Source organism: Pseudomonas sp. BF-RE-25, assembly GCF_019956105.1.
GTDB lineage: Bacteria > Pseudomonadota > Gammaproteobacteria > Pseudomonadales > Pseudomonadaceae > Aquipseudomonas > Aquipseudomonas migulae.
Map to the genome: position 1 here is coordinate 78737 of NZ_JAHBDB010000008.1, position 25949 is coordinate 104685.

Annotated in this window: 18 protein-coding genes and 2 riboswitches; of the genes, 8 read left to right on the plus strand and 10 right to left on the minus strand. The window is 61.9% G+C overall.

Going from position 1 to position 25949, the window contains the following annotated elements; genetic code table 11:
- Positions 1 to 160 precede the first annotated feature (160 nt).
- Positions 161 to 745, plus strand: a complete 585-nt coding sequence (nfuA, locus tag KGB24_RS04555) for a Fe-S biogenesis protein NfuA (protein ID WP_008035804.1) — start codon at positions 161 to 163, stop codon at positions 743 to 745.
- Positions 746 to 901: 156 nt separating this feature from the next.
- Here the strand turns inward: nfuA and cobM are convergent, their stop codons facing one another.
- From cobM to KGB24_RS04575, 4 genes are all read right to left on the minus strand, one after another.
- A complete protein-coding gene (gene cobM, locus KGB24_RS04560; RefSeq protein WP_207285613.1) occupies positions 902 to 1648 on the minus strand; it encodes a precorrin-4 C(11)-methyltransferase in 747 nt (248 codons plus the stop codon).
- Positions 1649 to 1719: 71 nt separating this feature from the next.
- Complete coding sequence (locus tag KGB24_RS04565) at positions 1720 to 2145, minus strand: cobalamin biosynthesis protein (RefSeq protein WP_008035810.1); 426 nt, start codon at positions 2143 to 2145, stop codon at positions 1720 to 1722.
- Complete coding sequence (locus tag KGB24_RS04570; protein WP_008035813.1) at positions 2142 to 2846, minus strand: CbtA family protein; 705 nt, start codon at positions 2844 to 2846, stop codon at positions 2142 to 2144. Before KGB24_RS04570 ends, KGB24_RS04565 begins: the two co-directional genes overlap by 4 nt.
- Before the next feature lie 11 nt (positions 2847 to 2857).
- A complete protein-coding gene (locus KGB24_RS04575) occupies positions 2858 to 3052 on the minus strand; it encodes a CbtB domain-containing protein (protein WP_192416590.1) in 195 nt (64 codons plus the stop codon).
- A gap of 119 nt (positions 3053 to 3171) precedes the next feature.
- A riboswitch (cobalamin riboswitch) is annotated at positions 3172 to 3400 on the minus strand.
- Positions 3401 to 3578: 178 nt separating this feature from the next.
- A riboswitch (cobalamin riboswitch) is annotated at positions 3579 to 3791 on the plus strand.
- Between the two features lie 95 nt (positions 3792 to 3886).
- Between KGB24_RS04575 and cobW the strand changes: the two genes are divergently transcribed.
- The 5 genes from cobW (at position 3887) to KGB24_RS04600 (ending at position 12458) form a co-directional block, all read left to right on the plus strand.
- Complete coding sequence (gene cobW / locus KGB24_RS04580) at positions 3887 to 4954, plus strand: cobalamin biosynthesis protein CobW (protein ID WP_317846477.1); 1068 nt, start codon at positions 3887 to 3889, stop codon at positions 4952 to 4954.
- A 3-nt stretch (positions 4955 to 4957) separates the two neighbouring features.
- Positions 4958 to 8797, plus strand: coding sequence for a cobaltochelatase subunit CobN (cobN, locus tag KGB24_RS04585; RefSeq protein ID WP_223415958.1), 3840 nt, complete (start codon positions 4958 to 4960; stop codon positions 8795 to 8797).
- Between the two features lie 148 nt (positions 8798 to 8945).
- Positions 8946 to 9944, plus strand: coding sequence for an ATP-binding protein (locus KGB24_RS04590; protein ID WP_223415959.1), 999 nt, complete (start codon positions 8946 to 8948; stop codon positions 9942 to 9944).
- A gap of 53 nt (positions 9945 to 9997) precedes the next feature.
- Positions 9998 to 10609, plus strand: a complete 612-nt coding sequence (locus KGB24_RS04595) for a vWA domain-containing protein (RefSeq protein ID WP_081500207.1) — start codon at positions 9998 to 10000, stop codon at positions 10607 to 10609.
- A 202-nt stretch (positions 10610 to 10811) separates the two neighbouring features.
- Positions 10812 to 12458, plus strand: coding sequence for a phospholipase D-like domain-containing protein (locus KGB24_RS04600; protein WP_223415960.1), 1647 nt, complete (start codon positions 10812 to 10814; stop codon positions 12456 to 12458).
- Here KGB24_RS04600 and KGB24_RS04605 read toward each other — a convergent pair.
- Complete coding sequence (locus KGB24_RS04605; RefSeq protein ID WP_411736636.1) at positions 12404 to 13693, minus strand: NADH:flavin oxidoreductase/NADH oxidase family protein; 1290 nt, start codon at positions 13691 to 13693, stop codon at positions 12404 to 12406. The two genes, KGB24_RS04600 and KGB24_RS04605, sit on opposite strands and share 55 nt — an antisense overlap.
- 108 nt (positions 13694 to 13801) lie before the next feature.
- Positions 13802 to 15343 carry an MFS transporter gene (locus KGB24_RS04610; RefSeq protein ID WP_223415961.1) on the minus strand — a complete coding sequence of 514 codons (1542 nt, stop codon included), beginning with the start codon at positions 15341 to 15343 and terminating at the stop codon, positions 13802 to 13804.
- A 165-nt stretch (positions 15344 to 15508) separates the two neighbouring features.
- Between KGB24_RS04610 and KGB24_RS04615 the strand changes: the two genes are divergently transcribed.
- A complete protein-coding gene (locus KGB24_RS04615) occupies positions 15509 to 16375 on the plus strand; it encodes a LysR family transcriptional regulator (RefSeq protein ID WP_223415962.1) in 867 nt (288 codons plus the stop codon).
- A gap of 348 nt (positions 16376 to 16723) precedes the next feature.
- Positions 16724 to 18283, plus strand: coding sequence for a TerC family protein (locus KGB24_RS04620; protein WP_223415963.1), 1560 nt, complete (start codon positions 16724 to 16726; stop codon positions 18281 to 18283).
- Here the strand turns inward: KGB24_RS04620 and KGB24_RS04625 are convergent, their stop codons facing one another.
- The 4 genes from KGB24_RS04625 to wecB are packed head-to-tail and all read right to left on the minus strand — an operon-like array spanning position 18284 to position 25636.
- Positions 18284 to 19150, minus strand: coding sequence for a DUF4434 family protein (locus KGB24_RS04625; RefSeq protein ID WP_223415964.1), 867 nt, complete (start codon positions 19148 to 19150; stop codon positions 18284 to 18286). It abuts the gene before it with no gap.
- Positions 19150 to 22314, minus strand: a complete 3165-nt coding sequence (locus KGB24_RS04630) for an NfrA family protein (RefSeq protein ID WP_223415965.1) — start codon at positions 22312 to 22314, stop codon at positions 19150 to 19152. Before KGB24_RS04630 ends, KGB24_RS04625 begins: the two co-directional genes overlap by 1 nt.
- Positions 22311 to 24485, minus strand: a complete 2175-nt coding sequence (nrfB, locus tag KGB24_RS04635) for a cyclic di-3',5'-guanylate-activated glycosyltransferase NrfB (protein ID WP_223415966.1) — start codon at positions 24483 to 24485, stop codon at positions 22311 to 22313. The genes KGB24_RS04630 and nrfB overlap by 4 nt, the downstream gene beginning before the upstream one ends.
- Positions 24482 to 25636 (minus strand): non-hydrolyzing UDP-N-acetylglucosamine 2-epimerase, encoded by a 1155-nt coding sequence (wecB, locus tag KGB24_RS04640; RefSeq protein ID WP_008033034.1) that lies wholly within the window; start codon positions 25634 to 25636, stop codon positions 24482 to 24484. Before wecB ends, nrfB begins: the two co-directional genes overlap by 4 nt.
- Positions 25637 to 25949: the final 313 nt, after the last annotated feature.

A 25949-nucleotide genomic window follows, 5' to 3' on the forward strand; every position in this document is an offset into this window, starting at 1 on the left:
GTGTATCAGCTACATACCTGTCGCCTGACACACCTTCGCGAGCAAGCTTCGCTCCTACATTAGGCAGAGGTATTGTCGTAATCTTTCCCGACAAAAATACTAGGACTTTGTGCGGCGCGATGATTGGCGTAAACTGCGCCCAAGCCTGCGAGGAGTTTCCATGACCGCTATTACCATTACCGACGCCGCCCACGATTACCTGGCTGATCTGCTCTCCAAGCAGAACACCCCGGGCATCGGCATCCGCGTCTTCATCACCCAGCCTGGCACCCAGTACGCCGAAACCTGCATTGCTTATTGCAAGCCGGGCGAAGAAAAACCCGAAGACACCGCGCTGGGGCTGAAAAGCTTCACTGCTTACATCGACTCGTTCAGCGAAGCTTTCCTGGACGATGCGGTTGTCGACTACGCCACCGACCGCATGGGCGGCCAGCTGACCATCAAGGCGCCAAACGCCAAAGTCCCGATGGTCAACGCCGACAGCCCGATCAACGAGCGCATCAACTACTACCTGCAAACCGAGATCAACCCGGGGCTCGCGAGCCACGGCGGTCAGGTCAGCCTGATCGATGTGGTCGATGACGGCATCGCCGTTCTGAAGTTCGGCGGCGGTTGCCAGGGCTGCGGCCAGGCAGACGTCACCCTGCGTGAAGGCATCGAGCGCACCTTGCTCGAGCGCATTCCCGAGCTCAAGGGTGTTCGTGACGTGACTGACCACACGCAGAAAGAAAACGCCTACTACTAAGTAAGGTGTTCGCTGCGACATGAAAAACGGCGCCCCGTGAGCGCCGTTTTTTTATGGGTGAAATTCATTGGCCCTATCGCGAGCAGGCTCACTCCCACATTAGATCTGCGGCGGACACAAATCCCCTGTAGGAGTGAGCCTGCTCGCGATGGGACCTTATGGGCGATACAAATGCGCATGCCCGGCGCGATACAGCGACGACTCACTGAACTGATCGCTGCCCAACACCCGACCCACCAGAATCAACGCCGTGCGCCGAAACCCCTTCGCCTCAACCTTCCCGGCAATATCCGCAATCGTCCCCACCACCCAATCCTGATCCGGCCAGGTCGCCCGGTGAATCACCGCAATCGGACAATCCGCGCCGTAATGCGGCAGCAATTCAACCAGGATTTTCTCCAGGTGATTCACCCCCAAATGAATGGCCATGGTCGCCCCATGCTGCGCCAGGCTGCCCAGCTCTTCACCGGCAGGCATCGCGGTCTTGTCGGCGTAGCGGGTCAGGATCACGCTCTGTGACACGTCCGGCAGCGTCAGCTCCGCACCCAACAGCGCCGCACACGCCGCCGTCGCGGTAACACCGGGAATGATTTCAAACGCAATATCGAGTTCGCGCAGGTAACGAATCTGCTCGCCAATCGCGCCATACAGGCTCGGATCGCCGGAATGCACCCGCGCCACATCCTGGCCGTTGGCATGGGCGGTTTTGATCAGCTCGATGATCTGTTCCAGGTGCAGTTCGGCGCTGTTGACCACCTGTTCGGCGTTGTGGCCTTCCAGTACGGCGGCGGGCACCAGTGAGCCGGCGTAGATGATCACCGGGCAGCTGCGAATCAGCCGCTGGCCTTTGACGGTGATCAGTTCCGGGTCGCCGGGACCTGCGCCAATGAAATAGACGGTCATCGTCGTTTCCTGTCAGAAAAAGGGGCTGGGCAAGGCTTCAGATGAAGATTGCTCATGATCGAAGGCGAGGATTATCGGGGATTTTGCGCAGCGCAGGCCAATGCCAGGGTCGCCTGGGCATATTTTTGTCGGGAAATCAGCAGTTTTGCCGGCGCCTGGGTCAGTTGTTCGGCAAGGGCGAGGGCGGCGCTTTCTGCTACGCCGTAGCAGCCGGTGCGCTCAAAAGCGATGTCCGAATGGTGGCTGAGTCGCGGTTTGTAATCTTTCAGTTGTTCACTGCTGAAGTACGTCAGCGGCAATTCGAGTTGTGCGGCAAGCTCGATCAAGCCAGGTTCATCACGTTTCAGGTCGATGCTGGCCAACGCCGTAATCTGCTGAAGTCCGATTTGATGCGCCTGTAGTGCCAGATCGAGTAACGCCCGAAGCGTGCTGACGGGGCAGCCGCGCTGGCAGCCCAGGCCGACCACTAACGTCGGCGCTGTGCTGGTGTCGCTCATGCGTGGTATTGACCATCGCTTTTGCGGCGGAACAACCAGGCGCTGATCAGGCCCAGGGCCAGCCAGAATCCGAGGTTGGTCAGCTGCGAAGCGATTTTGAATTGCGTTTCCAGGGCTTGCGGCGCGAGCATCGAGTGCACTTCCGGTTGTGGTGCACCGATCACGTGAGGGACGGCGAGAATCGCCACGCCCAGGAGCTTCATCAGCCAGTGGCGGCTGAAAGCGATCAGCGCGATGCCGACGGCGGTGGACGCTGCAGTGCCGATCCACCAGATTTGCCGTTGTGCCAGGTCAGCCGCAGCCGTGCCCGGCAGTTCCGGCGGCAGGCCGAGGGTCGGTGCCAGTACAAACGTCGCGTAACCGGCCAGGCCCCAGAGCAGGCCCTGCGAGGTTTTGGTCGGCGAGCGCAGCGTGTAGAGCCCCGCGAGCATCAGGGCGAAACCGACAGCCACTACCAGGTTGCCGCCAGTTGTCGACAGCACGCGCTGCCAGCCGTCTTCCGGCTCCCAGGCTTCTGCATCGTGGGTGTGAGCGGCGGCACCGGCGGCGTGTTCATGTACTTCAACAGCGGCCGGTTCGGATTTTTCGTAAGTCTCGGCCTGCAGAATCAGCGGAGCGACCCAGAAGCTTTGCAGCAGGGTCAGCAACAGGGCGGCCAGCAGCCCTGTGAAACCTGCGGTTTGCGCAATACGCTTGATCATGTCGACAGGTCTCAATGGCACGGGAAGGCGGAGCTGTGACGGGTATCGTGCGCAGCGTTGTGCACCGCTTCGATGTGCGAGAAACCGGCGAAATACACCAGGCACGCGCCAAGGATCGACGCGCAGACGGCGGCGGTCAGGCGTTGAGCCAGGGTGGTCGTGGTGGTGCTGGCGGATGTGTGGCCGGTGCTGCTGATGATCGACATGGCGCTTCCCTCTGGTCTGTCAGCGGGTGAATAGAGCGCATGGAAGACCCCTGCGAATCGGGCTCGCAGAGATTCAAACAGCGCCCGCCCACCGCGGGTTTGTTATTCAGTGAACGTAATCGTCACTTTGTGTTGCGGGCCGGTCTCCGGGCTCACGAGGGGCTTTGGCGTCAGCCGAAACCTGCAAGCGTCACCTTCCCATGCCGAACTGCTGGCACAGTGGATCTGACGCTTCGCTCGCTTACCGTTGCGGGGGCAGCACCGGACTGACATGGCTTTGAGTAAAGCACATGAATCACCGGTTTCCCGTTTCACCCTGTGAAGGGCACCCGTAACAAGGTGTGTAGGAGAGCATGGGCGGGGGTTGGGCGTCAATTGGCAAGGGTTCTCAACTCGAAACCGAGTCGCCCCTTTCGCGGGCAAGCCTCGCTCCTACAGGGGATCGCATTTCTCTGTAGGAGCGAGGCTTGCCCGCGAAGGGGCCGGTACGGACGCCACAAGACATTGACCCGCCCCCACACCATGCGTAGCCTTGCGCATTCGAGGTTCTTCGGCGTTTGCCGGAGCTAAGAAGGGAACGCGGTCGATGCCGCGGCTGCCCCCGCAACTGTGAACGGTGATGTTCGCTGCCACGCCACTGCAAACCTGTCCAACGGGTTCGCGGGAAGGCGCAGCCAACGCCAGTCTCGCGACAGGCACACCGTCAGCCAGGAGACCTGCCTCGACACGAATTCTCACTACAACCGGGCGGGGTGATCCGGTGGCGAACTCTTCCGCGCGCCTGTCGCTGCGGTCGTCGTCCCGCATGCCCGCCACCTTGCCAAAGGGCATCCGATGAAAACACTGGCCAAACTCCCCGTCACCATCGTTACCGGCTTCCTCGGCTCGGGCAAAACCACCTTGCTGCGGCACATGCTCGATAACGCGCAGGGCCGCCGCATCGCGGTGATCGTCAACGAGTTCGGCGAGCTGGGCATCGACGGCGAAATCCTCAAGCAGTGCTCCATCGGTTGCACCGAAGAAGAAGCCAACGGCCGCGTCTACGAACTGGCCAACGGCTGCCTGTGCTGCACCGTCCAGGAAGAATTCTTCCCGGTGATGCGTGAACTGGTCGCCCGTCGCGGCGACCTCGATCACATCCTGATCGAAACTTCGGGCCTGGCCCTGCCAAAACCTTTGGTCCAGGCCTTCCAGTGGCCGGAAATCCGCAGCGCCTGCACCGTTGACGCGGTGATCACCGTGGTCGACAGCCCGGCCGTGGCGGCCGGCACGTTCGCCGCGTTCCCGGACCAAGTGGATGCCCAGCGCAAACTCGACCCGAACCTGGACCACGAATCGCCGCTGCACGAGCTGTTCGCCGACCAACTGGCCAGCGCCGACCTGGTGATTCTCAACAAGGCCGACCTGATCAGCGCCGAAGACCTGGCCCGCGTACGCCTGGAAGTCGCCGAAGAACTGCCGCCCGCCGTCAAAGTCATCGAAGCCAGCAGCGGTCGCCTGCCACTGGACGTGCTGATCGGTCTCGGCGCGGGCTCCGAAGAACACATCGACAGCCGTCATAGCCACCACGATCATCACCACGACGGTGATGACCATGACGACCACGATCACGACGCGTTCGACTCCATTTCCATCGAACTGCCACAAGCCGACGAAAGCCTGCTGATGGACGCGCTGACGCAATTGGTGGTCAAGCACGGCATCCTGCGGGTCAAGGGCTTCGCGGCGATCCCGAACAAGCCGATGCGCCTGTTGATCCAGGGCGTGGGCACGCGTTTCGACAAGCATTTCGACCGTCAGTGGGGCACCGACGAAGCACGCACCACGCGTCTGGTGCTGATCGGCCAGGCGCTCGACGCCGCGCAACTCGAAGCGCAACTGCGCGCCGCGCTCAGCGTTTAACCCATGCATCTGCTCAGGACCCAGCCCGGCGGTTTCGTCTCGGATGACAACATTGCCGACCTTGGACAAACCCCTGCCGAGCTGGTGATCCTGTGCAGCGGCGATTCCAGCCTTGCGCTGCTCGCCGAAGCCGCGCAACAGCTGCCGGACGATTACCCGAGCGTGCGTCTGGCCAACCCGATGCAGGTGCAGAACCACGCCTCGGTCGATTTGTATGTCGACGAAGTGCTGCGCCACGCCAAGGTGATTCTGATCTCGCTGCACGGCGGCATTGCGTATTGGCGTTACGGCGTCGAGCGGTTGGTCGAGCTCTCTCAGCGCGGCGTGCAGTTGATTCTGGTGCCCGGCGATGATCGCCCGGACCCGGAACTCAGCGACCTGAGCACGGTGGTTGCCGAAGACCGCGACCGGCTTTGGCATTACTTGCGTCAGGGCGGCATGGCCAACGCACTCGATCTGTTTCGCTGCCTGGCCACTCGCTGGCTGGAGCGCGATTACACGTGGGCCGAACCGCAAACCCTGCCACGCACAGCGATTTACCACCCACAAAAAAGTCCCGCCGCACTGCAGGATTGGCAAGCCGACTGGCGGGCCGATCAACCGGTGGCGGCGGTGCTGTTTTACCGCTCGCATTTGCAGGCGGCGAACACCGCGTTCATTGATGTTTTCTGCCAGCGTTTGCAAGCGGCGGGGTTGAATCCCTTGCCGATTGCCGTGGCCAGTCTCAAAGAGCCCGGCTGCCTTTCGGTGGTCGAGGACTGGCTGGATGACGTCGAAGCCTCGGTGATTCTCAACACCACTGGCTTCGCCCAATCCAGCCCCGAAGCGCCGCACTTGCGACCGTTTCGACGCAATATCCCGGTGATCCAGGCCATCTGCGCCCAGGACAACGAACCCGGTTGGCGTGCCAGCGAGCAAGGCCTTGGCCCGCGTGATCTGGCGATGCACATCGCGTTGCCGGAGCTGGACGGGCGGATCATCAGTCGCCCGATCAGCTTCAAGGACCTGGCGTGGCGTAGCGAGCGCAGTCAGTCCGACGTGGTGTGCTATCGACCACAACCGGAACGCATGGATTTTGTCGCCGAACTGGCGCGACGCTGGATCGATCTGGCGCGGGTGCCGAACAGCGAAAAACGCATCGCCCTGATCCTCGCCAACTACCCGACCCGCGACGGGCGCATCGGCAACGGCGTGGGCCTCGACACACCGGCCGCCGCACTGAATATTCTGCGTGCGCTGCATCAAGAAGGTTACCCGCTGCCGGCCGAACTGCCGGGCAGCGGCACCGAACTGATCCAGCAATTGCTCGGCGGCGTCAGCAACGATCTCGACACCCTCGATCAGCGCCCGTGCCAGCAAAGCCTCGCGCTGGATGATTACAACCTGATGTTCAACTCCTTGCCCGAGACTAATCGCCAGGCAGTGCTGGAACGTTGGGGTACCGCGCAAAACGATCCGATGTTCCGTGACGGGCGAATGATGATCGCCGGCCTGCGTTTCGGCCTGACCTTCGTCGGCATTCAACCGGCGCGCGGTTATCAGGTGGACCCGAGCGCGGTCTATCACGACCCGGACCTGGTGCCGCCCCACGGTTATCTGGCGTTCTATTTCTGGTTGCGCAACACCTACGGCGCCCACGGTGTGATCCACGTCGGCAAGCACGGCAACCTCGAATGGCTGCCGGGCAAAGGCGTCGGACTGTCCGAGCATTGCTGGCCGGACGCATTGCTCGGGCCGCTGCCGAACATCTATCCGTTCATCGTCAACGATCCGGGTGAGGGCGCCCAGGCCAAGCGCCGCACGCAAGCGGTGATCATCGATCACCTGATGCCGCCGCTGACCCGCGCCGAAACCTACGGCCCGCTGCGCAACCTCGAACTGCTCGCCGACGAGTATTACGAAGCGCAATTGCTTGACCCGCGCCGCGCCCGTGAATTGCAGCGCGACATTCTGCAATTGGTGCGCGACACGCACATCGACCGTGAGCTGCAACTGGACGAGAAGCTCGACAGCGACGCCGATGCAGCGATCTGGCTGCCGCGTCTGGACACGTATTTGTGCGATCTGAAGGAGTCGCAGATCCGCGATGGGTTGCACATCTTTGGTGAGTCGCCGAGCGGGCGTTTGCGCATCGACACGTTGTTGGCTTTGTTGCGGATTCCACGGGGCGATGGCCGTGGCGCGCAGTCAAGTTTGCTGCGGGCGTTGGCCAAGGCGTTTGGGTTGGGCTTTGATCCGCTGGATTGCGCGTTGGCTGAGCCTTGGGTTGGGCCACGACCTACTGAACTGCAATCGGTCAACGATGAAGTCTGGCGCACGGCAGGCGATACCCGCGAACGCCTGGAATTGTTCGCCGCGCAACTGATCTCGCAAGTTCTCGATACCTGTAGGAGCGAGCCTGCTCGCGATGGGGTGTCAGCCACATTGGTGTCGACTGACACACCATCGCGAGCAGGCTCGCTCCCACAGGGTCCGGGGTGGTCAGAGGTGCAGGCCATCCTCGACAACCTGCGCGAAGTGGTTGCGCCAAGGCTCGACGCCTGCGGCCCGGCGGAAATGCGCGGCCTGCTCGACGCTCTCAGCGGTCGTTTCGTCCCTGCCGGCCCCAGCGGCGCGCCGAGTCGCGGGCGGCTGGACGTGCTGCCGACCGGACGCAATTTCTATTCGGTGGACGTGCGCAACCTGCCGACCACCACCGCGTGGCGCATCGGTTTTCAATCGGCGAACCTGATTCTCGAGCGGCACTTGCAGGACCACGGCGATCACCTGCGTCAGCTCGGCCTCTCGGTCTGGGGCACTGCGACCATGCGCACCGGCGGCGACGACATCGCGCAAGCCATGGCGCTGATGGGCGTGCGCCCGGTCTGGGCAACGGGCAGTCAGCGGGTCGATGACTTCGAAATTCTACCGCTGAGCCTGCTCGACCGCCCACGCGTGGACGTGACCTTGCGCGTGTCCGGGTTCTTCCGTGATGCCTTTGCCAATCTGATCCGCCTGTTCGATGCGGCAGTGCAGGCAGTCGCTGCGCTGGATGAACCGGACGATCTCAATCCATTGGCGGCCAAGGTCCGCGCCGAACGCGAGGCGCTGCTGCAATCGGGCCTTGATGAAGAAGCGGCCAAACGACAGGCCGGTTGGCGCATCTTCGGCGCCAAACCCGGTGCTTACGGTGCTGGCGTGCAAGGGGCAATCGATGGTCGTTTGTGGCAGAGCCGCGAAGACCTGGCCGAGGTTTACCTGAACTGGGGCGGCTACGCTTACGGCGGTTCCGACGAAGGCACGGCGGCCCGCGAGCAGTTCGCCCAGCGCCTGAGCCAGGTTCAGGCCGTGCTGCAAAACCAGGACAACCGCGAGCATGATTTGCTCGACTCCAACGACTATTACCAGTTCCAGGGCGGTATGCTCGCGGCCGTGGAAAGCCTCAGAGGTGCTGCGGCGGCCAGTTACCATGGCGACCACAGCCAACCGGACTTGCCGAAAATCCGTACGTTGAAGGAAGAACTGAACCGGGTGATCCGCTCGCGGGCGGCCAATCCGAAGTGGATCGACGGCGTGAAGCGCCACGGCTACAAAGGTGCGTTTGAACTGGCGGCGACGGTCGATAACCTGTTCGCCTTCGACGCGACGACGCAGTTGATCGACGATCACCAATACGCGTTGCTGGCCGATGCCTATTTGCTGGACCCGGCGACCCGGGATTTTGTCCGCGAGCACAATCCCCATGCGTTGCGCGACATGACCGAACGGATGCTGGAAGCGCAGCAGCGGGGGATGTGGCAGGAACCCGGCGCCTATAAAGAAGCACTGGAAAACCTGCTGCTGGACATAGAAGAAGACACCTGACACACCGTAGATCCCCTGTAGGAGTGAGCCTGCTCGCGATAGCGTTGGGTCAGTCAATATTGATTTGCCTGACACACCGTTATCGCCGGCAAGCCGGTCTCGCTCCCACAGTTAGAAGCATTTCACCGACCATGACCGAGATTTGATAATGACCGACACCCCGCATTTCCCCTTATCCGCCGTGGTCGGCGCCGACGATCTCAAGCTCGCTTTGTACCTCACCGCCATAGACCCGAAAATCGGCGGCGTGCTGATCGAAGGTCCACGCGGCATGGCCAAGTCCACCCTGGCCCGAGGCCTCGCGGACCTGCTCGCCAGCGGTCAGTTCGTCACCTTGCCGCTGGGTGCCACTGAAGAACGCCTGGTCGGCACCCTCGACCTTGACGCCGCCCTGAGCGAAGGTCGTGCGCAGTTTTCGCCCGGCGTACTGGCCAAGGCTGACGGCGGCGTGCTCTACGTCGATGAAGTCAATCTGCTGCCCGATCACCTGGTGGACTTGCTGCTCGACGTCGCCGCCAGCGGCACCAACCTGATCGAGCGTGACGGCATTTCCCATCGGCATTCGGCAAAGTTCGTGTTGATCGGCACCATGAATCCGGAAGAGGGCGAGTTGCGTCCGCAACTGCTCGACCGCTTTGGCCTGAACGTCGCCCTCAGCGGTCATACCGCACCCGCCCAGCGTGGGCAGATCATCCGTCGGCGGCTGGATTTCGACAGCGATCCGCAACGCTTCTGCGCCGAGTGGGAAAGCCAGCAGCAGTCTTTGCGTGAGCGTTGCCAGACAGCGCGCAGCACACTGGCGAGCATCCCCCTGGACGATGAGGCGCTGGCACAGATTACCGAGCGCTGTTTCGCCGCCGGTGTCGATGGCCTGCGCGCCGATCTGGTCTGGTTGCGTGCCGCCCGTGCCCATGCGGCATGGCGGGGGGCTAGCGCCATTGCCGAGGAAGATATCGATGCCGTTGCCGAGTTCGCCTTGCGCCATCGTCGTCGCGAGCAGTCGCCACCGGCGCCGCAACAGGCCCGGCAACCCGCGCCGCAACCATCCAGCCCGAGCGAAGGCCAGGGTCAATGGGGCGAAATGCCGGCGCAGGCGCTGCCGGTCGGCGCTCGATGTGAAGTGCCGAGCTGGCCAAAAAAGCCCTAGGCATTCGCCCTCGATCTGACGCGGGGGCGAATGCCAGGCCCCGCGCCGGACGGCTGGACCACGGCAAACAGGGTAAGCGTCATGCCGCCCGCAACGGCTCGATCAATTGGCCCGGCACCTTGCTCAACGGCCGCCCGCGCCAACGCCAGGATGTGCTGTTTCAATTGCGCACCCGTTCGCCCCATGAGCTGTGGCTGGTGATCGTCGACGCCTCGGCCTCGACGCGCCGGCACCAGGCCTTGAGCGACGCCAAGGGGCTGTTGGCGCAGTTGTTCGACGACGCTTACCGTCAGCGTGCGCACCTGGCGTTGCTGACGGCCAGCGGCCATGCGCCGAAGTGGCAAGTGCAAGGATTGAAAGCTTCCAGCGGGTTGCGCCACTGGCTCGATGGCCTTGGCGCGGGCGGCGGTACGCCGTTGCTGGCGGCACTGGGCGAAGCGGGGCGATGGCTCGCGGTCCGGCAAAAACGCTTTCCGGCGGAGCAGCAACGGTTGTTGCTGGTGACCGATGGGCGGTTGAAGGAGTGGTCGGGGTTGCCAGCGCTGGCGTGTCCGGGGCTGCTGATCGACATCGAGCGTGGACCAATCCGGCTGGGGCGGGCGCGGCAGTTGGCAGCAGAGCTGCAAACGGATTATCGGCATATTGATGAGCTGGTTTCAGGCTGAGTTATTTGGGTGTTTACTCTGGCCCCATCGCGAGCAGGCTCGCTCCCACAGGGGGGCTATGTCGTTCGCAAATAATGTGTTCACTGTAGATCTAATGTGGGAGCGAGCCTGCTCGCGATGGCATCCATTTGGTTTTGGATAATCACGGCTTACCGGCATCCCTGCCCTATGCTCTGAAAGCAGCCATTCACAGGAGTGAAGCATGCGTGTTCTAGCCACAAACAGTCAGGACGATTTCCGCGTCAAAGCCTACGCCGGCACCAACGGCGTGCTGCTGGCCATGGACCTGGCCGAATCCCGCCGCAAGGGCCTGTTGGGTTTCGCCATCGAAAAACAGCAAGGCAGCAAGCCCTGGTTGTTCCTGTTCAATAGCCTGACGTTCCCCGGCAAGGCTCATACGTTCCCGCAGTTTCACGCCACCCCGAGCAACCTCGCGCCGTTGCAGAAATTTCGCTGGGCCGATTACGCGGTCAATCCGGGGATGACGATCCATTACCGAATCCACCTCGCCTATGGCAGCGCAGATGCACCGCAGCTGGGCGAATTTCTCGAAGTGACCGTCACGTCCGACAACGGCCTGCCGCACAATCAGAGTGTGATTTTCAACCGCGCGGTGGCTGCCAGCCAGGCATTCCAGCGCAAGTTTCCCGACCTCGACGCGTTGATCAGCGCAAACAAGAACCTGCCCATCGAAGCCTGGCCCGATGCGCCGCGCCAGTGGCTGGAAAACGGTTTGCTCGGGCGCTTGCTGGGGTTTATCGAACGGGCGCTGGATGGTCAGTGGGCGCTGGACATTGCCATTTACGAGTACGAGTTGCAGGTGATCGTCGATGCCGTCAACGCGGCGTTCGAACGGGGTGTGAAGGTTCGTGTGCTGTATCACGCACAACCGGACGATGACGACACGATCATCAACCAGGCCAGCCTGGAAAAGATCCCGGCGGCGAACAAGCGCGGGCGTGTCACCCATAACATCTTCCACAACAAATACATGGTGCTGAGCCGGGTCGATGCCGCCGGGCAGCTTCAGCCAGAAGCGGTGCTGTGCGGCAGCACCAATTTCACGCCCAATGGCGTTTATCGCCAGGCCAACGTGGTGCATGTGCTGGACGACGCGCGCATCAGCGCCAGCTATCTGCAGACCTTCGAGCAAGTCTGGGCGACACCGGACGACGTCGGCGCCACCCGGCAATGGATCACGCAACACAACCCGATGGACCCGCAGCAACCGTTGTTCGCCGGGTTCTCACCGCGTTCGGGGCAGGGTGATTTGCGGGCGTTTGTCGAGATCATCAACGCCGCGAAAAAGGACGTGCTGTTTGTCACGGCGTTCGCCTTGCCCGATGACATTCTCAACGCGCTGCTCGGCCAGCCCCACGACGACATTTTGCGTTACGGCCTGCAAAACACCGCTAGCCGCATCACCGGTTTTCACGCTGATCGCAGCGCCGAATTTGCCGCGACTGCGCTGCTCAACACCGGGCTGGAAGGTTGGCTTCGAGAGAACATGAAGGGCCAGAAGGGCAATTTGCTGGTGCACACCAAAGCCGTGGTCACCGACTTCACCAGCGACGCGCCGACGATCATCAGCGGCAGCCACAACCTCAGCGCTGCGGCCAGCAACGGCAACGACGAGAACTACCTGATCGTGCGCGGCGATACCGATCTGGCTGATCGTTATGGTTTGGAGTTGCTGCGGTTCTACGAGCATTACCGCTTTCGCTACTTCGCGAAGAAACTTGCGCTCAAACAGGTGCAGCCGTTGAAGGTGGATGACAGCTGGACTGATGATTATTACCTGGCGGGGGATTTGCGGCAGCTGTCGCGACTGCGTTTCTCCGGACGGTAGTTTGGTGGATTCAATGCCCCCATCGCCTGTCGGTACTGCCGCGTACGCCGCCCAATGTACAAACGGTCAAGGATCAGCGCCCAGACTGCCGACACCTCAGGCCGGGGCTTGCGGCCACGGCTCAGGCGCTGGAGCTGGAATTTCACCACAGCCATGCTCGCCAATGCCGCCAGCGGTTTGCGTTTCCACTGGATCGGCGGCAGTTGCGGATGGCTGTTCCGGCCTTCGCGCCAGTGTTTGACCAACTGCGGTTCGAGGGCCAACGCCGTGCCGATGCCGGCCATGGCGATGCCGCTGTCGAGCACCTGTTCGACGATCGCCAAACGCCGAATCCCGCCGGTCACCATCACCGGCATACGCGCCACGCTCGCCAGTTCGCCGGCCATTTCCAGAAAGTACGCTTCCCGCGCCAGGGTCCGGCCATCGCGTGCCTCGCCCTGCATGGCCGGTGCTTCGTAGCTGCCGCCCGACAACTCAAGCAAATCGATCGGTTGCTCGTTGAGCCACTGGATCACTTGGCGGGCATCGTCGGCGTCGAAGCCACCGCGCTGGAAGTCGGCCGAGTTGAGTTTTACCGAGACGCAGAATTTCGGTGATACGGCCTGGCGAACGGCGCTGATCACGTCGAGCAACAAGCGTGCGCGATTCTCCAGGGATCCGCCCCAGCGGTCGGTGCGGCGATTGGTCAATGGCGACAGGAACTGGCTGATCAGGTAACCGTGTGCCGCATGAATCTGCACGCCGGTGAAGCCGGCCTTTTCGGCGAGGGCAGCGCTGGTGGCGAAGCGCGTGATCACCTCGGCGATATCGTCTTCGGACATCGGTTTGGGTTCGGCAAACATCTTGGAAAATGAACCGAGATCCAGTGCCACCGCCGAGGGCGCCCACGCTTGCTGGCCGAGGTTGGCCATGGTCTGGCGCCCCGGATGATTGAGCTGCATCCAGAATTGCGCGCCACCGGAGCGGCCAATCGTTGCCCATTGGCGAAAGCGTTCCATGTCGCGTTCATCTTCCAGCACCACGCCACCGGGGCCGGTCATGGCGCGGCGGTCGATCATCACATTGCCCGTCAGCAACAACCCGGCTTCGCCCCCGGCCCAGGCCTGGTACAAGCGAAACAGTGCATCGGACGGCGCCTGCCCGGTGTCGGCAAGGTTCTCTTCCATCGCCGCTTTGGCAATGCGATTGCCGATTGTCTGGCCGTTGGGCAAATTCAACGCTTGGAAGGGCGACATGCTTGACTCCTCATCAGTGGAGAACAGAGGCTAAGCTTAAAGCTCACTTTAATGTCAAGCAGGAAAACGAGACCGGGATGAAATTTGGTGAATCGGCTCTGGCGTCGATCAAGCCTTCGCGCTGATGGCGGCAGCCGATGGGGCGGGGATCGGATTGCGCATCAGCGTGCCCACCACCAATGCCCCCAGCAATGCGAGTAATCCGGCGACCAACAACAAGAGACTGAAGCCGCCGACGAACGCCTGTCGGGCCAACGGTTCGACCACGTTGCGCGCGGCTTCCGGCAACAGGTCCAGCGCTGCCGGCATGTCACCGGCCACCACCCGCGACGCGATGCCCTGGGTCTGGGCGAGCCATTGCGAGCCTTGTGCCGACAAATCTGCGCGCAACAACTGTTCGGCATGGCTGGACAGCAACGCGCCGTACACGCCGATGGCCAGCACGATCGCACTGAAACGCATGGTGGTGCTCATGCCCGAGGCCATCCCGGTACGTTCCCTGGGCACGCAGGCCATGATGTTTTTCTGCGTGTCGCCGTTGAGCAGCCCGGCCCCCGCGCCGGTGACGGCAATCGCCAGGGCAAAAGGCAGGTAACCGCCGCTGCTGACCGCCCAGGCACTGAGCAGATTGCCGCTGCCGACCAGGGTCAAACCGGCCGCCATCAACGTGGCCGGGGCAAACCGACTGGCCAGGCGCACGCCGATACGCGGGCAAATCAACATGGTCAGGGCAAACGGCAACATGCCCAGTCCCGAGGCGATGGCCGAGAAACCCAGGCCGTTTTGCAGATAAAACGGCAGCAACGTCATCATCACTTGCGCGCAACCGGCGTAGGCAAACATCCCCAGCAGCGCGCCAATGAAGCGCGGGTGTTTGAACAATTGCAGGTCGACCATCGGCCGCCGCTGCATCCGCTCGATCACGACGAACAACCCCAGTAACAGCGCACCGCCGATCAGTCGGGCGTAAGTGATCGGGTTGTTCCAGCCGATCCGGTTGGCCTCGATCAGGCCCCAGATCAGGCACAGCAAACTGCCACTGAACGCCAGGCTGCCCCACGGATCGAGGCGCGCGGATTGAGGGTCGCGGGATTCCGGCACCGCACGCCAGACCATGACCATCAGGAACAGGCCCACCGGCAAATTGAGGTAGAAGATCCAGCGCCAGCCAATGAATTCAGTGATCAACCCGCCGACGGTCGGCGCGGCGGTCATCGCCACGCCCATGCACGCGCCCCAGAACGCCCAGGCCTTGGCTCGTTCCGCTTCATCGTGAAACGTATGGCCGATAGAGGCCAGGGCCGAGGTCAGCAGCAACGCCGCGCCGACCCCCTTGATCGCCCGTGCGATGTCGAGGAACAACGCGTTGGGCGCAGCGCCGCAACCGATGGACGCCAGAATGAAAATGCCCAGGCCACAGAGCAAGGTTTTCTGCCGGCCGAAGCGGTCGGCGATGCTGCCCGCCGGCAGCAACAGGGCGGCGAAGGCGAGCATGTAGGCGCTGACCACCCATTCGATGTCGGCAAAATTGGCACCCAGGTCCCGGGCAATCGTCGGCAGGGTGACGGCGACGATGTTGGTGTCGAGGACGATCAACGAACACACGCCAGAGGCGGTCAGCAATGTGAGGCGCGGATTGACGCGGCTCATGAGCGGATTGCCTTTTGCACAAGGTTGCTTTCTGTAACGGCGAAAAGGGGTTTGACGTACATGCTGTGGGCTCTCTACTGTGATTGCCGAATGAGCTTATCGCGACCGCTTGTGCGCTTCGTTAGCCGAAAATCGGCACTTCATTACCTTTGAGCTAATACGCCCATGGACATACGGCATTTCCGCTACTTTCTGGCCGTTGCCCGGCAAGGCAACTTCACGCGTGCTGCCGAACAACTCGGTATCGCACCGCCGACCTTGACTCGACAGATCCAGGACATGGAGAACGAACTCGGCACGCGACTGTTCGTGCGCCAGACCCGTGAAGTCAGCCTGACCGAAGCCGGTGCCGCACTGCTGATCGAAGCCGAGGCAACAGTGCGGCAATTCGAGTACGCCCAACGCAACGCCCAGCGCGCCGGGCGAGGGGATATCGGTCATATCGAGCTGGGTTACGTGGCCTCTGCGGTGTACTCGGGCCTGCTGCAAAAGCAGGTGCAAGCGTTCAGCCGCGAATGCCCGGACGTCAGCCTCAACGTGCGCGAAAGCCCGATGGCGAGCTTGCCGGCGATGGTGCTCGAAGGCCGGTTCGATATCGGTTATGTGCGTTCACCCATGACGTTGCCCGAGGGGCTGGAAGCCATTCGCCTCGACGCGGAAGGTTTTGTGCTGGGGCTGTCGAGCGAGTCGTGGCTGTGCCGTTTGACCGAGATCGGCCCGGAGCATTTGCAGGGCGAGACGTTCATCCTGCCGGAGCAGATCAGCGGCACCTTGCAAGTCGCCGCCGAGGGCGGGTTTGCGCCGAAACTCGGGGCGCAACCCGGCGGGCTGGTGGCGGTGCTGGCGCTGGTGTCGCTGGGGCAGGGCGTGGCGGTGGTGCCGGAGTCGGTGGTCGGGCACGTCGGGTTGCCCGGTGTGGTTTACCGGTCGATCAACGGGTGTGAGGTGAGCTCGTGGTTGTCGTTGGTTTATCGGCGGTTTGAGAAGTCAGCGGCGGTGGTGCGGTATATCGAGCGGGTAAAAAACCGTTAAAAGATCGCAGCCTACGGCAGCTCCTACAGTCGTTCGACGATGTTCTGTAGGAGCTGCCGAAGGCTGCGATCTTTTGACCTTCTACAGATTTTGTAATGATTTCTGGCTGTAGGAAAAGTCGCTTTCACCTGTACGCTCCAAGGCCTTTTTCCTTTCAGGACTTGCATGAACACCCTCTCGGAGCCCCCCGGTTATCCTTCCTCTCGGCGCCATCGTGCGCGCCTGATACACGCGAAACACCCGGTCTTTCGCCTTCCGAACACCCTTGTCATTGCAGCTCCACGGCCTCTGCGCCGCGCCTTGCCGTGCCCGGCATTCTGAATTCACTGAAGAGATCGAGACGTTTTTATGGAATGGATAGCTGACCCCACCGCGTGGCTGGGCCTGTTGACGTTGATCGTGCTGGAGCTGGTGCTCGGTATCGACAACCTGGTGTTTATCGCGATCCTGGCGGACAAACTGCCGCCCGAGCAGCGTGACCGTGCGCGAATCATCGGTTTGTCCCTGGCCTTGCTGATGCGCCTGGGCCTGCTGGCGAGTATTTCCTGGTTGGTGACCCTGACCCAGCCGCTGTTCGAGGTGTTCGAGCACAGTTTCTCCGGCCGTGACCTGATCATGTTGTTCGGTGGTGTGTTCCTGTTGTTCAAGGCGACGATGGAATTGCACGAGCGACTTGAAGGCCATGTCGGCCAGCGCTCGTCCAACACGGCTTACGCGCTGTTCTGGCCGATCGTCGCGCAGATCGTGGTGCTTGACGCGGTGTTCTCCCTCGACGCGGTGATTACCGCCGTGGGCATGGTCGATGAGCTGGCGGTCATGATGATCGCGGTGATCATCTCCATCGGCCTGATGATTGTCGCCAGCAAGCCGCTGACCCGGTTCGTCAACGCACACCCTACGGTGATCATGCTGTGCCTGGGCTTCCTGATGATGATCGGCTTCGCGCTGACCGCTGAAGGCCTGGGCTTCCATATTCCGAAGGGCTACCTGTACGCGGCCATTGGTTTTTCGATCCTGATCGAGCTGTTCAACCAGATCGCCCGGGCGCGCCGCAAAAAGTCCATGCAGGGCCTGCGGCCGATGCGCGAGCGCACGGCCCACGCGGTCTTGCGTTTGCTGGGTGGTCGCAAACTGGCGGTGGAAGAGGTTGGCGAAGAGATTGCCGACATGCTCGACAACGGCGAGGCGCCGAGCGAAGAGCTGTTCGACCGTCGTGAACGGGTGATGATCAGCGGCGTGCTGCAACTGGCCGAGCGGCCGATTCGCACCTTGATGACGGTCCGCGCCGACGTCGATCACATCGACCTGTCCGACGACGCAGAAGCCATTCGTACACGGCTGATGCATTCGTCCTACTCGCGCCTGCCGTTGATACGCGACGGTGCGGTGGATGAGCCGCTGGGCTTCGTGCACAAGAAGGAATTACTCAAGGAATACCTGGCCGGCAACGAGCCGGACCTTGAGCATCTGGCGCGCAAGACCATCAACTTGCTGGACAGTTATTCGATTCTCAATGCCCTGGAACAGATGCGCCAGGCCTCGACGCACATCGCCTTTGTGGTCAATGAGTTCGGTGACTTCGTGGGCGTGCTGACCATGACCGACATTCTCGAATCGATTGCCGGTGAGTTGCCCGACGCCAGCGAAATCGAGGGGCCGGACGTGGTGGAAGAGCCGGGCGGGTTCAGGGTCAATGGTGCGTTGAACCTGATGCGGGTTCGCCAGCGTACCGGGTTCGCCGTAGAACCGACCGAGGACTATCAGACCTTGGCGGGGTTGGTGATGAGCATGCTGGATAGACTGCCGATGATTGGCGACAGCCATGAGTGGGAAGGCTGGCGCATGACGGTGATGGCGGTTGAGGAGCGGCGGGTGACGCGGGTGTTTCTGACGCGGATTGGCGGGTGATTATTCGCTGACCTGATGCTTGCGTTGGTTGTCGAGAATTACCTTGCCCCACGGTCGATAACGCAGGGAAAACACCGCCGTCGGATGGCAACCTGCCGACGTGGCGTCGGGGGTGGCCGGCTCCCCGCGAAACGGTTGGCCCTCGACGCTGACTTGTCGGAACGCTTCGCGCACGATACCGACCGGGCAGGGCAGTGCGCTGGCGTAGCCGTTGCGCACCAGTGGCGGCAATCGCCCGGTGCCCGTGCCGTCCTGCCACCACACGTTAACCCCCGCGCTCGCCAGTCCACCCAGCCACTGGCCGTTTACCTGTGGCGCAAGTTTGCCGGCAGTGAAGGCGCTGACGTGCAACGGTGCGTCCAGTTTGCCGGCGAAATCCTTGAGTTGGCGCTGCAGGGTTTGCCGTCGCTCCACCGCCAGGAAGTGAAAGTCGTCGAGTTCCATCGGCAGGTACCAACCGCTCACCGGCAGTTTCCAGTCCTGGCGCAGCCGGTGTTGCTGAGCCAGCGACTGTCCGAGTTGCGCCTGCCAATAAACCGCGAGCCCGGCGCTGTCCAGCTCATCGATGCGCTGATAATAGGCCGGGTCCATGCTCAGGCCCAGCACCAGTTTCAGGCCCTGTTCATGGGCCAGATTCAAACTGCTGGCGAGCCAGCCCTCGGCGCCGCCGAAGTTGGAATCACCGTACGCCGTCCATTGCACGATGACGGTGTGTACGCCGTTTTTGGCGGTGTCCTGCCAGATCCGTTGCCATTGCGCCTGGCTCAAACCGGCGTCGACGTTCAGGGGTTGGTAAAAAATCCGCTCATCGGCGCGGGCCATTGTGCTGCTCATTAACAGGCAAAGAACCAGGAGAAAACGCGTCATCAGAAATTCAACTCCACACCCAGCAACACACCGTTGCCGCCTTCATACAGGTTGCCGCTCAGGGATTGCTGATACTCGGTACGAACCGTCAGGTGCGCACGGTAAGCGTTGTAGATGTCGTCGTCGAACCACCATTGCCAGCGCAGGCCGATACCGGTGCGCAGGTCCTGGCGCCAGTCATTGTTCGGGTCCTGGTTGGCGAACTCGAGAAAGCCGTATGGCATGACGGTTTGTGCGCCGTTGAACGGCAGTTTCCAGGTGTGACCTTGCTGGAAACGCGACAGCCATTGGTGATCACCGGCCTTGGTCCACCACGCGGCGTCGAGGTAGAGGAAGCGTTCTTCCCAATCATTTTCATCGATGCGCCAATCGTTGCGGAACCGTCCCTGATCAAGAAACGAGGCTGTGGCGCGCAGCAGGTAATCGGTGCTGGTGTGACCGTCCTGGCGGTGATCGTTGAACTGATCGGCGAGTTTTTCAGGAATCAGCAATTGACCCAGGCTAATGTGCTGATTGTCGTTGCCATCGAACGAGCTCTGCTTGTAGAGCTCGCCGTAGAAGTTGATGTTCGCCGTTCCCCAGGGCTTGTAACGCAGACCCACGCCGGTGCCGAGGGATTCGCCGTAACTCGACCGGCCCCGACCGCCAAGCAGTACGCGACCATAAACCGACAACGTGCTGCCAGCGCGACTCGGCTCTTCACCGAGCGCATGGTCCCAGATCGCCACTTGCACGTTCTGTGAGGTGGCGCGTCGTGAGGTATCGCGCAGGGTGCCGTTGGGGCGGAAGCTGTCGTTGGTCGAGACGCCGGCCGGTGACCAGGTGCTGGCCAGCGTGCGGCTGTCGCGACGGGACAGCGTTTCATGAGCGCGGCGTTGGCGATAACGCCTGGCTTCCATGCTGGCCTTCTCATCGTCGTCGGCCACCGGGTGCTGTTCCAGATCAATGATCCGACGCAACTCCTTGCGCGCTGCCGCGCTGTTTTCGACTTCGTCATAACGCAGCGCCAGGGTTTCACCGAGGCGATAGTCTTCCGGAAAATCCCGGGTGGCACTTTGCAGATAAGGGATGGCGTGGACGCGCTGTTCCCGGGTGTCGGCCCCCGCCAGACGCATGCCGTAATCGGCGCGATAGCGCGGGTTGTCCGGTTCGCGACGCACGGCTTCGGCGAGCCACGCAGTGCTTTGCGCCAGCTCGCCGGCCTTTTGCGCGGTGACCGACGCTGCGTAAAAATGCCCGGCATCCGGCGCCTGTTGCAAGGCTGAGCGCTGACGTTGCAATGCTTCGAGATGATCGCCGCGCGCGTCGGCAATCGCCGCGCCCAGCGCCCATTCATTGGCCCCCCGGGCGCGACTGTGTTGCCAGTAACGTTCTGCGAGCTGCGTGTCGCCTGCGGTGAGGGCGCTGCGGCTGGCCGTCAGTTTGGCGTTATCGCTCAACTCAGCCTCCGGCAGGCTGCGCCAGATGGCCAGGGCGCCCGCCGAATCCCCGGACGCTTCCAGCGCATACGCCAGTGGCAGACGACTGCCACGGTCGCCGAGTTTTTCCGCGGTCTGGTAGTAGAAGACGGCTTCACCCGGCCGGCCCGGCATCGCGCAACGGCCCAGGGCTCGATAGTCGCCTGCGACCCGCGGGTGGTCGCCAATGGCTTGTTGCACCGCATCGCACTGACCTTTCTCGGCCAGTTGCGCCAGCAGTTGGCCGCGTGTGGCGGGATCGACGCGATTGAGCAGCGACACCATGCGTTTCTGCTGCGCCGGGGTCGGCGTCGACGAGGCATAGAGCCCCGCCAGCCGTTGCAGCAGGGCAACGGGCAACTTGCCGGCATGACGGTCATACGCGTTTTCGAGCACTTGTTGCGCGTGTTCGCGTTGACCGGCGTTCAGCGCCAGATACGTGGCCTGATTGAGCGAACCAAGGTTGCCGGTCTGTTGGTAGTGCCGCTCCCAGAGCGTTACAGCTTCCGTATTGCGACCCAGGGCTTGCGCCAGTTCGGCCCGGCGTTTGATCACATCAGCCGTCTGTGGCTGGCCGGCGAGCCAGGCCATGACTTTGTCGCTCTCACCCTGGTCCTGCCAGATGTCCAGCAGCCGTGCCTGGCGTTGACTGTCCCACGGTTCGGGCAGGCGCGTGCCTTGCAGCAGCTCGGTGTCTTGCAGACGCTGGGCCAGGATCAACCAGGTTTGCGGGTCATCGTTTGGCTGGCACCCACGCAGTTGCGTGCGTGCGACTTGCGGATCGCGGCTGGACAACCATTCGGCCGTCTCCATGCACGGGCGCTGCAATTCGCCACTCAAGCGTTGCACGGTCGGTACATCGCCGCTTTGTCGCGCCAGTTCCCACAGGCGCTGGCGTTGCGCCGGATCCGTCAGGTCACTGGCGGGCAATGTTTGCATCCAGCGTTGAGCCTGTTGCACTTGGCCCATGGCGATCGCCCGATCGATCATCGCGAGGCGGGCCTTGCGCGCGGCTTCGGGTGACGGGGCTTGCTGCAACAATTGCAGCAAGGGCTGTTCGTCGAGCCGCTGCACATAGGCATTGGCCAGTCGCTGCCAACCTTCGGCGTCCAGTTGCTTGCTGGCGGCCAGTGGCGCCAGTTGTTCGATGGTACCGTCCCAGTCGCGCAGTTGCTCGGACCAATTGGAGCGGGCCATGCGCAGAATGTCGTCGTCACCCTTGGGCGCCAGCTGCGCCAGCCAGTCGTGAGCTTTGCCGGCGCCGCCAAATTTCGCGAGGCTCAGGCTATAGGCCTGCCACAGGCGTACTCGCTGACTGAGGTTGCTGCTGGCGATCCATTGTTCTACCTGCTCGCTGCCCGGAGGATCCTGTTCGATCCAGGTCAGGCGCAGGTTGAGCAAGGCGTCGTTGTTGTCCGGGTTGTCCGGCAGCGACTGCACGGCGTCCTTGTACCGTCGCTGCCTGGCCAGCGCTTCGACCAGCAGGGCGCGGGCTTCATCGTTTTTCGGCACCTTGGTCAACAGGTGGCGCATCAGCCGTTCGACTTCGGCCCAGTTGCCCTTTTTCGCTTCGCGGTAGCTGCGATCCATGTAGGGGAAACTGCGAAACTGTTCGAATTCGGTCAGCGGTTCAGCCTGTACCCACGAGCTAGCCGCCAGGCCCAGCAACAGACTGCCGACGAGGAGGGTATGACGATCAGGCTTCATGCGACCTCCCGGACAATGCGGTAGGCAGCTTGCTGTTCACTGGCCTGATCTTCCAGGGCCTGTTCGAGCACTTCCTGAGTGATCATGCCGCGCGAGATGAGGTGTTCACCCAAGGACATGTGCTCGGCATCGAAGTCGATCAACGCTTGATTGAACAGGCTCGGCGGGACCATGCCGCGCACTTGCAGCAGATTGCCCAGCAGCACCTGGTGATGGCTGACGCGTTCGAGCAAGGCTTCATCGTCCTGATGACGCTCAAGCACTTCGAGCATGTGGTGCACTTCCTGATTCTGACGAGGGCTGGCGTACCAGTAGCGGATACCCAACGTGACCCGGCCCTGCGGCGCGAGTCGGCAGCGCACCGGGCGTTTCAATTGACGGCTGATGGCGCCGAGCGAGACCTGGCTCACCGGGCCTTCGGAAGCCAGCACCAGGGTGTTGCCTTCCTCCGCCACGGGCAACACGCCGTAGTGGGAGGCAATCTTGCGCGGCACGGCGTCGATCAGGTGCTTGTCGAGTTTGAACGGGTTCAGTGGCGCCCACTCAAGGTTCAACTGCTCGGCGAGGGTTTCTACCAGTTGCGTGCTGTTGATGTGTTCACGCAGCAGCAGTTCGTGGCCCAGACGTCGGCGTATCGGGCTGGTGATGGCCGCTTCCAGTTCTTCTTCGGTGAGCAGACCTTTTTCCACCAGGCGATGACCCAGCGGCGTGCGCTGGGTCTTGGTCAGGGCCGGGAATTCGTGGGTGGTCTTGTCCCACGCCACGCGCCGCGAATCACCCATTTCCATGACCTGACGCAGCGCCCGCACGTTGGCGAAGAAGTTGATGAAATTGCTCCATATCGTGCGCGGTGTCGACAGCAGGCCTTCCACCAGTCCGTAGTAACGGGTGACGAACCAGCCGCGCTGGAACAGCCGATTGATCAGCATAAACCCGTTGAGCCACAAGAGCATCGCGAGTACCGGGCTGGTGGACAGGATCGACGGATAGTGCCAGGCGGTCGGTGCAATCACCGTCATCAGCCACATCGCCAACAGCACAATGCACAGCAAGCTGACCAGGAACGTCAGCAGGTAGGCGATCATTCCGCGACGGTCACGCCAGAGGAAATAGTTGAGCACGCCCGTGGGGCTCCAGCCGAGGTTCTTGGTGCCTTGAAAGACGATGCCGACGATCCAGCGGGATTTCTGGCGGATGGCCTGCTGAAAGTCCCGGGGGAAATGCTCGCGAACGCAGATCACCTGGGAAAACACACGGTCCATGCCGAATGCCCAGGGGTGTTCGAGCGCCAGTTTCGGGTCGGTCACCGAGTAACGGGCAAAGATGCATTTCATGCCTTTTTGCTTTAGGCGAAAACCGATGTCGTAGTCTTCGGTCAGGCTCTGCACGTCGAAGGCAATGCCGTCGCCGTCTTCAAGCAGGGCGCTGATGGCTTTACGGCTGAAGCAGGTGCCGACTCCGGCGCTGGGCACTTGGCCGGTCATGGCTTCGCGGACGATCACGTCCTTGCCGTGGTTCTCGGCGAATTCATCAACGTAATGCCCGGCGGTGAAGCCTCGCCACTCCGGCGCATAGGGGTAGACGGGAATCTGGATCAGGTCCTTGGCCGGTAGCAGGTAGTTGAAGAGGCGCAATTCCATCGGCGAAATCACGTCTTCGGCATCGTGCAGAATGAACCCGGAAAACTGGATTTTCGCCTCGCTTTCAAAGCGCAGGATCGCGTCGATGATGTTGTTCAGGCAGTCGGCTTTACTGGTGGGGCCGGGGCGGGCGCAGACCACTTTGTGCACGTTGGGATAGTGCTGACAGACCGCATCGACGTCGGCCTGCGTCTCGGCATCATTGGGGTACGTACCGACGAAAATCTGATAGTTCTCGTAATCGAGGGTCGTCGCCGCAAGGCGCGCCATCTCACCGACCACGCCGACTTCGTTCCACGCCGGGACCATGATTGCCAGGGGTTTTTCGGCAATGGCGTACAGGCGTTCTTCGTCCGCGCGCTTGAATTTTTCGTAGATCCGCCAGCGCCGGACCAGCTTGCGGCCCCAGTACACGAGGTCGATGAACAGGTCATCGAGCCCGAGGATGAACATCAAAAACGCCAGGATGATCGCGAGGTATTTGAGACCGAACAGGACGTAGGCAAAAAAATCGACAAAACCGAAACTCATCGTGCTTTGACCGCCGCCGAGCGCTCACCTAGCCACTCACACAATCGAGTGGCGATGCGCTCGCTGGCGTGGCCGTCACCGTAGGGGCTGTGAACGCGGCTCATGCGTTCGAAGTGAACCTCGTCATCCAGCAAACGACTGGCTTCCTTGACGATGCGGTCGGTGTCGGTGCCCACCAGCAACACGGTCCCGCCTTCGAGCACGGACGGCCGTTCGGTGACATCTCGCAGCACCAGCAGCGGCTTGCCGATAGCGGGTGCTTCCTCCTGAATGCCCCCCGAATCGGTGAGGATGAAATGCGCACGCCCCATCAGCCAGACAAAATGCTGGTAGTCCTGCGGCGCCACCAGATAAATGTTCGGCTTGTCCGACAGCACGCCATACACCGCTTTCTGCACCTGCGGGTTCAGGTGCACCGGGTAGACGAACTGCACATCCGGGTAGCGCACGGCGAGGTCGGCGAGCGCCTGGCAGATATTGCGGAAACCATCGCCAAAATTCTCCCGGCGGTGGCCGGTGATCAGTACCAGACGTCGATGGTCTTCAAGCATTGCCAGCGACGAATCGGCGGCAGGATGCCAGTTGATTTCCTGCTGATGGGTGCGCATCCACAACAGTGCGTCGATCACCGTATTGCCGGTGACTTCAATGCTGGCTTTGGGCACGCCTTCACGCAGCAGATTGTTTTCGCCCTTGATGGTCGGTGTGAAATGCAGGTCGGCGATGACGCCCGTCAGGCGGCGGTTGGCTTCTTCCGGCCAGGGTGCGCGCAAGTTACCGGTACGCAACCCGGCCTCGACGTGGCCAATTGGCAACTGGCGATTAAAGGCGGCGAGGGCGGCGATGAAGCTGGTGGTGGTATCACCGTGTACCAGCACGATGTCGGGTTTCGCCCGCTCGTAAGCCTGATCGAGGTTGATCAGCAGTTGTTGTGACAAGCCGTTGAGGGTCTGCCCCTTGGTCATGACTTGCAGGTCTTCGTCGACTGTCAATTCGAAGGAATCGAGTACTTGCTTGAGCATCTCACGGTGCTGGCCGGTGGAGCAGATGTTCAGTTCGACCCCGGGCCATTGACGCAACACTCTGGCGAGTGGCGCCATCTTGATGGCCTCCGGGCGTGTGCCGAAAACCATCATGATGTTGAAAGACATTGATCCCTCCCGGGAATGTGACAAGGCTCTGGCCCAAGGCCGGCAGCGCTATACCGCTTACTGAGATGTAAATGAAAGCAGCCGCATCGGAGCTTGTCCAATGCGGTTCGACGCTTGATTGATGTCAATCAATTACAGCGAATGCTCGGTCGATAGTGGCTCTTGGATGGCAGTTTTCCAAAACGTTAAGTCCGGCGCAATGAAGGGCCCAGCGAGCCGGTTTTGGTCTCGCGTCTTTACGATCAGCTTGGCAGACTCGGATTGAAAGCCATTTCCGGGTGTCGAGTATACGCGATGCGTTCTCCACATCGGT

Excerpts from the sequence above, each read along its gene's own strand:
- nfuA (WP_008035804.1), top strand. The coding sequence starts at position 161 with ATGACCGCTATTACCATTACCGACGCCGCCCACGATTACCTGGCTGAT.
- cobM (WP_207285613.1), bottom strand. The coding sequence starts at position 1,648 with ATGACCGTCTATTTCATTGGCGCAGGTCCCGGCGACCCGGAACTGATC.
- KGB24_RS04565 (WP_008035810.1), bottom strand. The coding sequence starts at position 2,145 with ATGAGCGACACCAGCACAGCGCCGACGTTAGTGGTCGGCCTGGGCTGC.
- KGB24_RS04570 (WP_008035813.1), bottom strand. The coding sequence starts at position 2,846 with ATGATCAAGCGTATTGCGCAAACCGCAGGTTTCACAGGGCTGCTGGCC.
- KGB24_RS04575 (WP_192416590.1), bottom strand. The coding sequence starts at position 3,052 with ATGTCGATCATCAGCAGCACCGGCCACACATCCGCCAGCACCACCACG.
- cobW (WP_317846477.1), top strand. The coding sequence starts at position 3,887 with ATGAAAACACTGGCCAAACTCCCCGTCACCATCGTTACCGGCTTCCTC.
- cobN (WP_223415958.1), top strand. The coding sequence starts at position 4,958 with ATGCATCTGCTCAGGACCCAGCCCGGCGGTTTCGTCTCGGATGACAAC.
- KGB24_RS04590 (WP_223415959.1), top strand. The coding sequence starts at position 8,946 with ATGACCGACACCCCGCATTTCCCCTTATCCGCCGTGGTCGGCGCCGAC.
- KGB24_RS04600 (WP_223415960.1), top strand. The coding sequence starts at position 10,812 with ATGCGTGTTCTAGCCACAAACAGTCAGGACGATTTCCGCGTCAAAGCC.
- KGB24_RS04605 (WP_411736636.1), bottom strand. The coding sequence starts at position 13,693 with ATGTCGCCCTTCCAAGCGTTGAATTTGCCCAACGGCCAGACAATCGGC.
- KGB24_RS04610 (WP_223415961.1), bottom strand. The coding sequence starts at position 15,343 with ATGAGCCGCGTCAATCCGCGCCTCACATTGCTGACCGCCTCTGGCGTG.
- KGB24_RS04615 (WP_223415962.1), top strand. The coding sequence starts at position 15,509 with ATGGACATACGGCATTTCCGCTACTTTCTGGCCGTTGCCCGGCAAGGC.
- KGB24_RS04620 (WP_223415963.1), top strand. The coding sequence starts at position 16,724 with ATGGAATGGATAGCTGACCCCACCGCGTGGCTGGGCCTGTTGACGTTG.
- KGB24_RS04625 (WP_223415964.1), bottom strand. The coding sequence starts at position 19,150 with ATGACGCGTTTTCTCCTGGTTCTTTGCCTGTTAATGAGCAGCACAATG.
- KGB24_RS04630 (WP_223415965.1), bottom strand. The coding sequence starts at position 22,314 with ATGAAGCCTGATCGTCATACCCTCCTCGTCGGCAGTCTGTTGCTGGGC.
- nrfB (WP_223415966.1), bottom strand. The coding sequence starts at position 24,485 with ATGAGTTTCGGTTTTGTCGATTTTTTTGCCTACGTCCTGTTCGGTCTC.
- wecB (WP_008033034.1), bottom strand. The coding sequence starts at position 25,636 with ATGTCTTTCAACATCATGATGGTTTTCGGCACACGCCCGGAGGCCATC.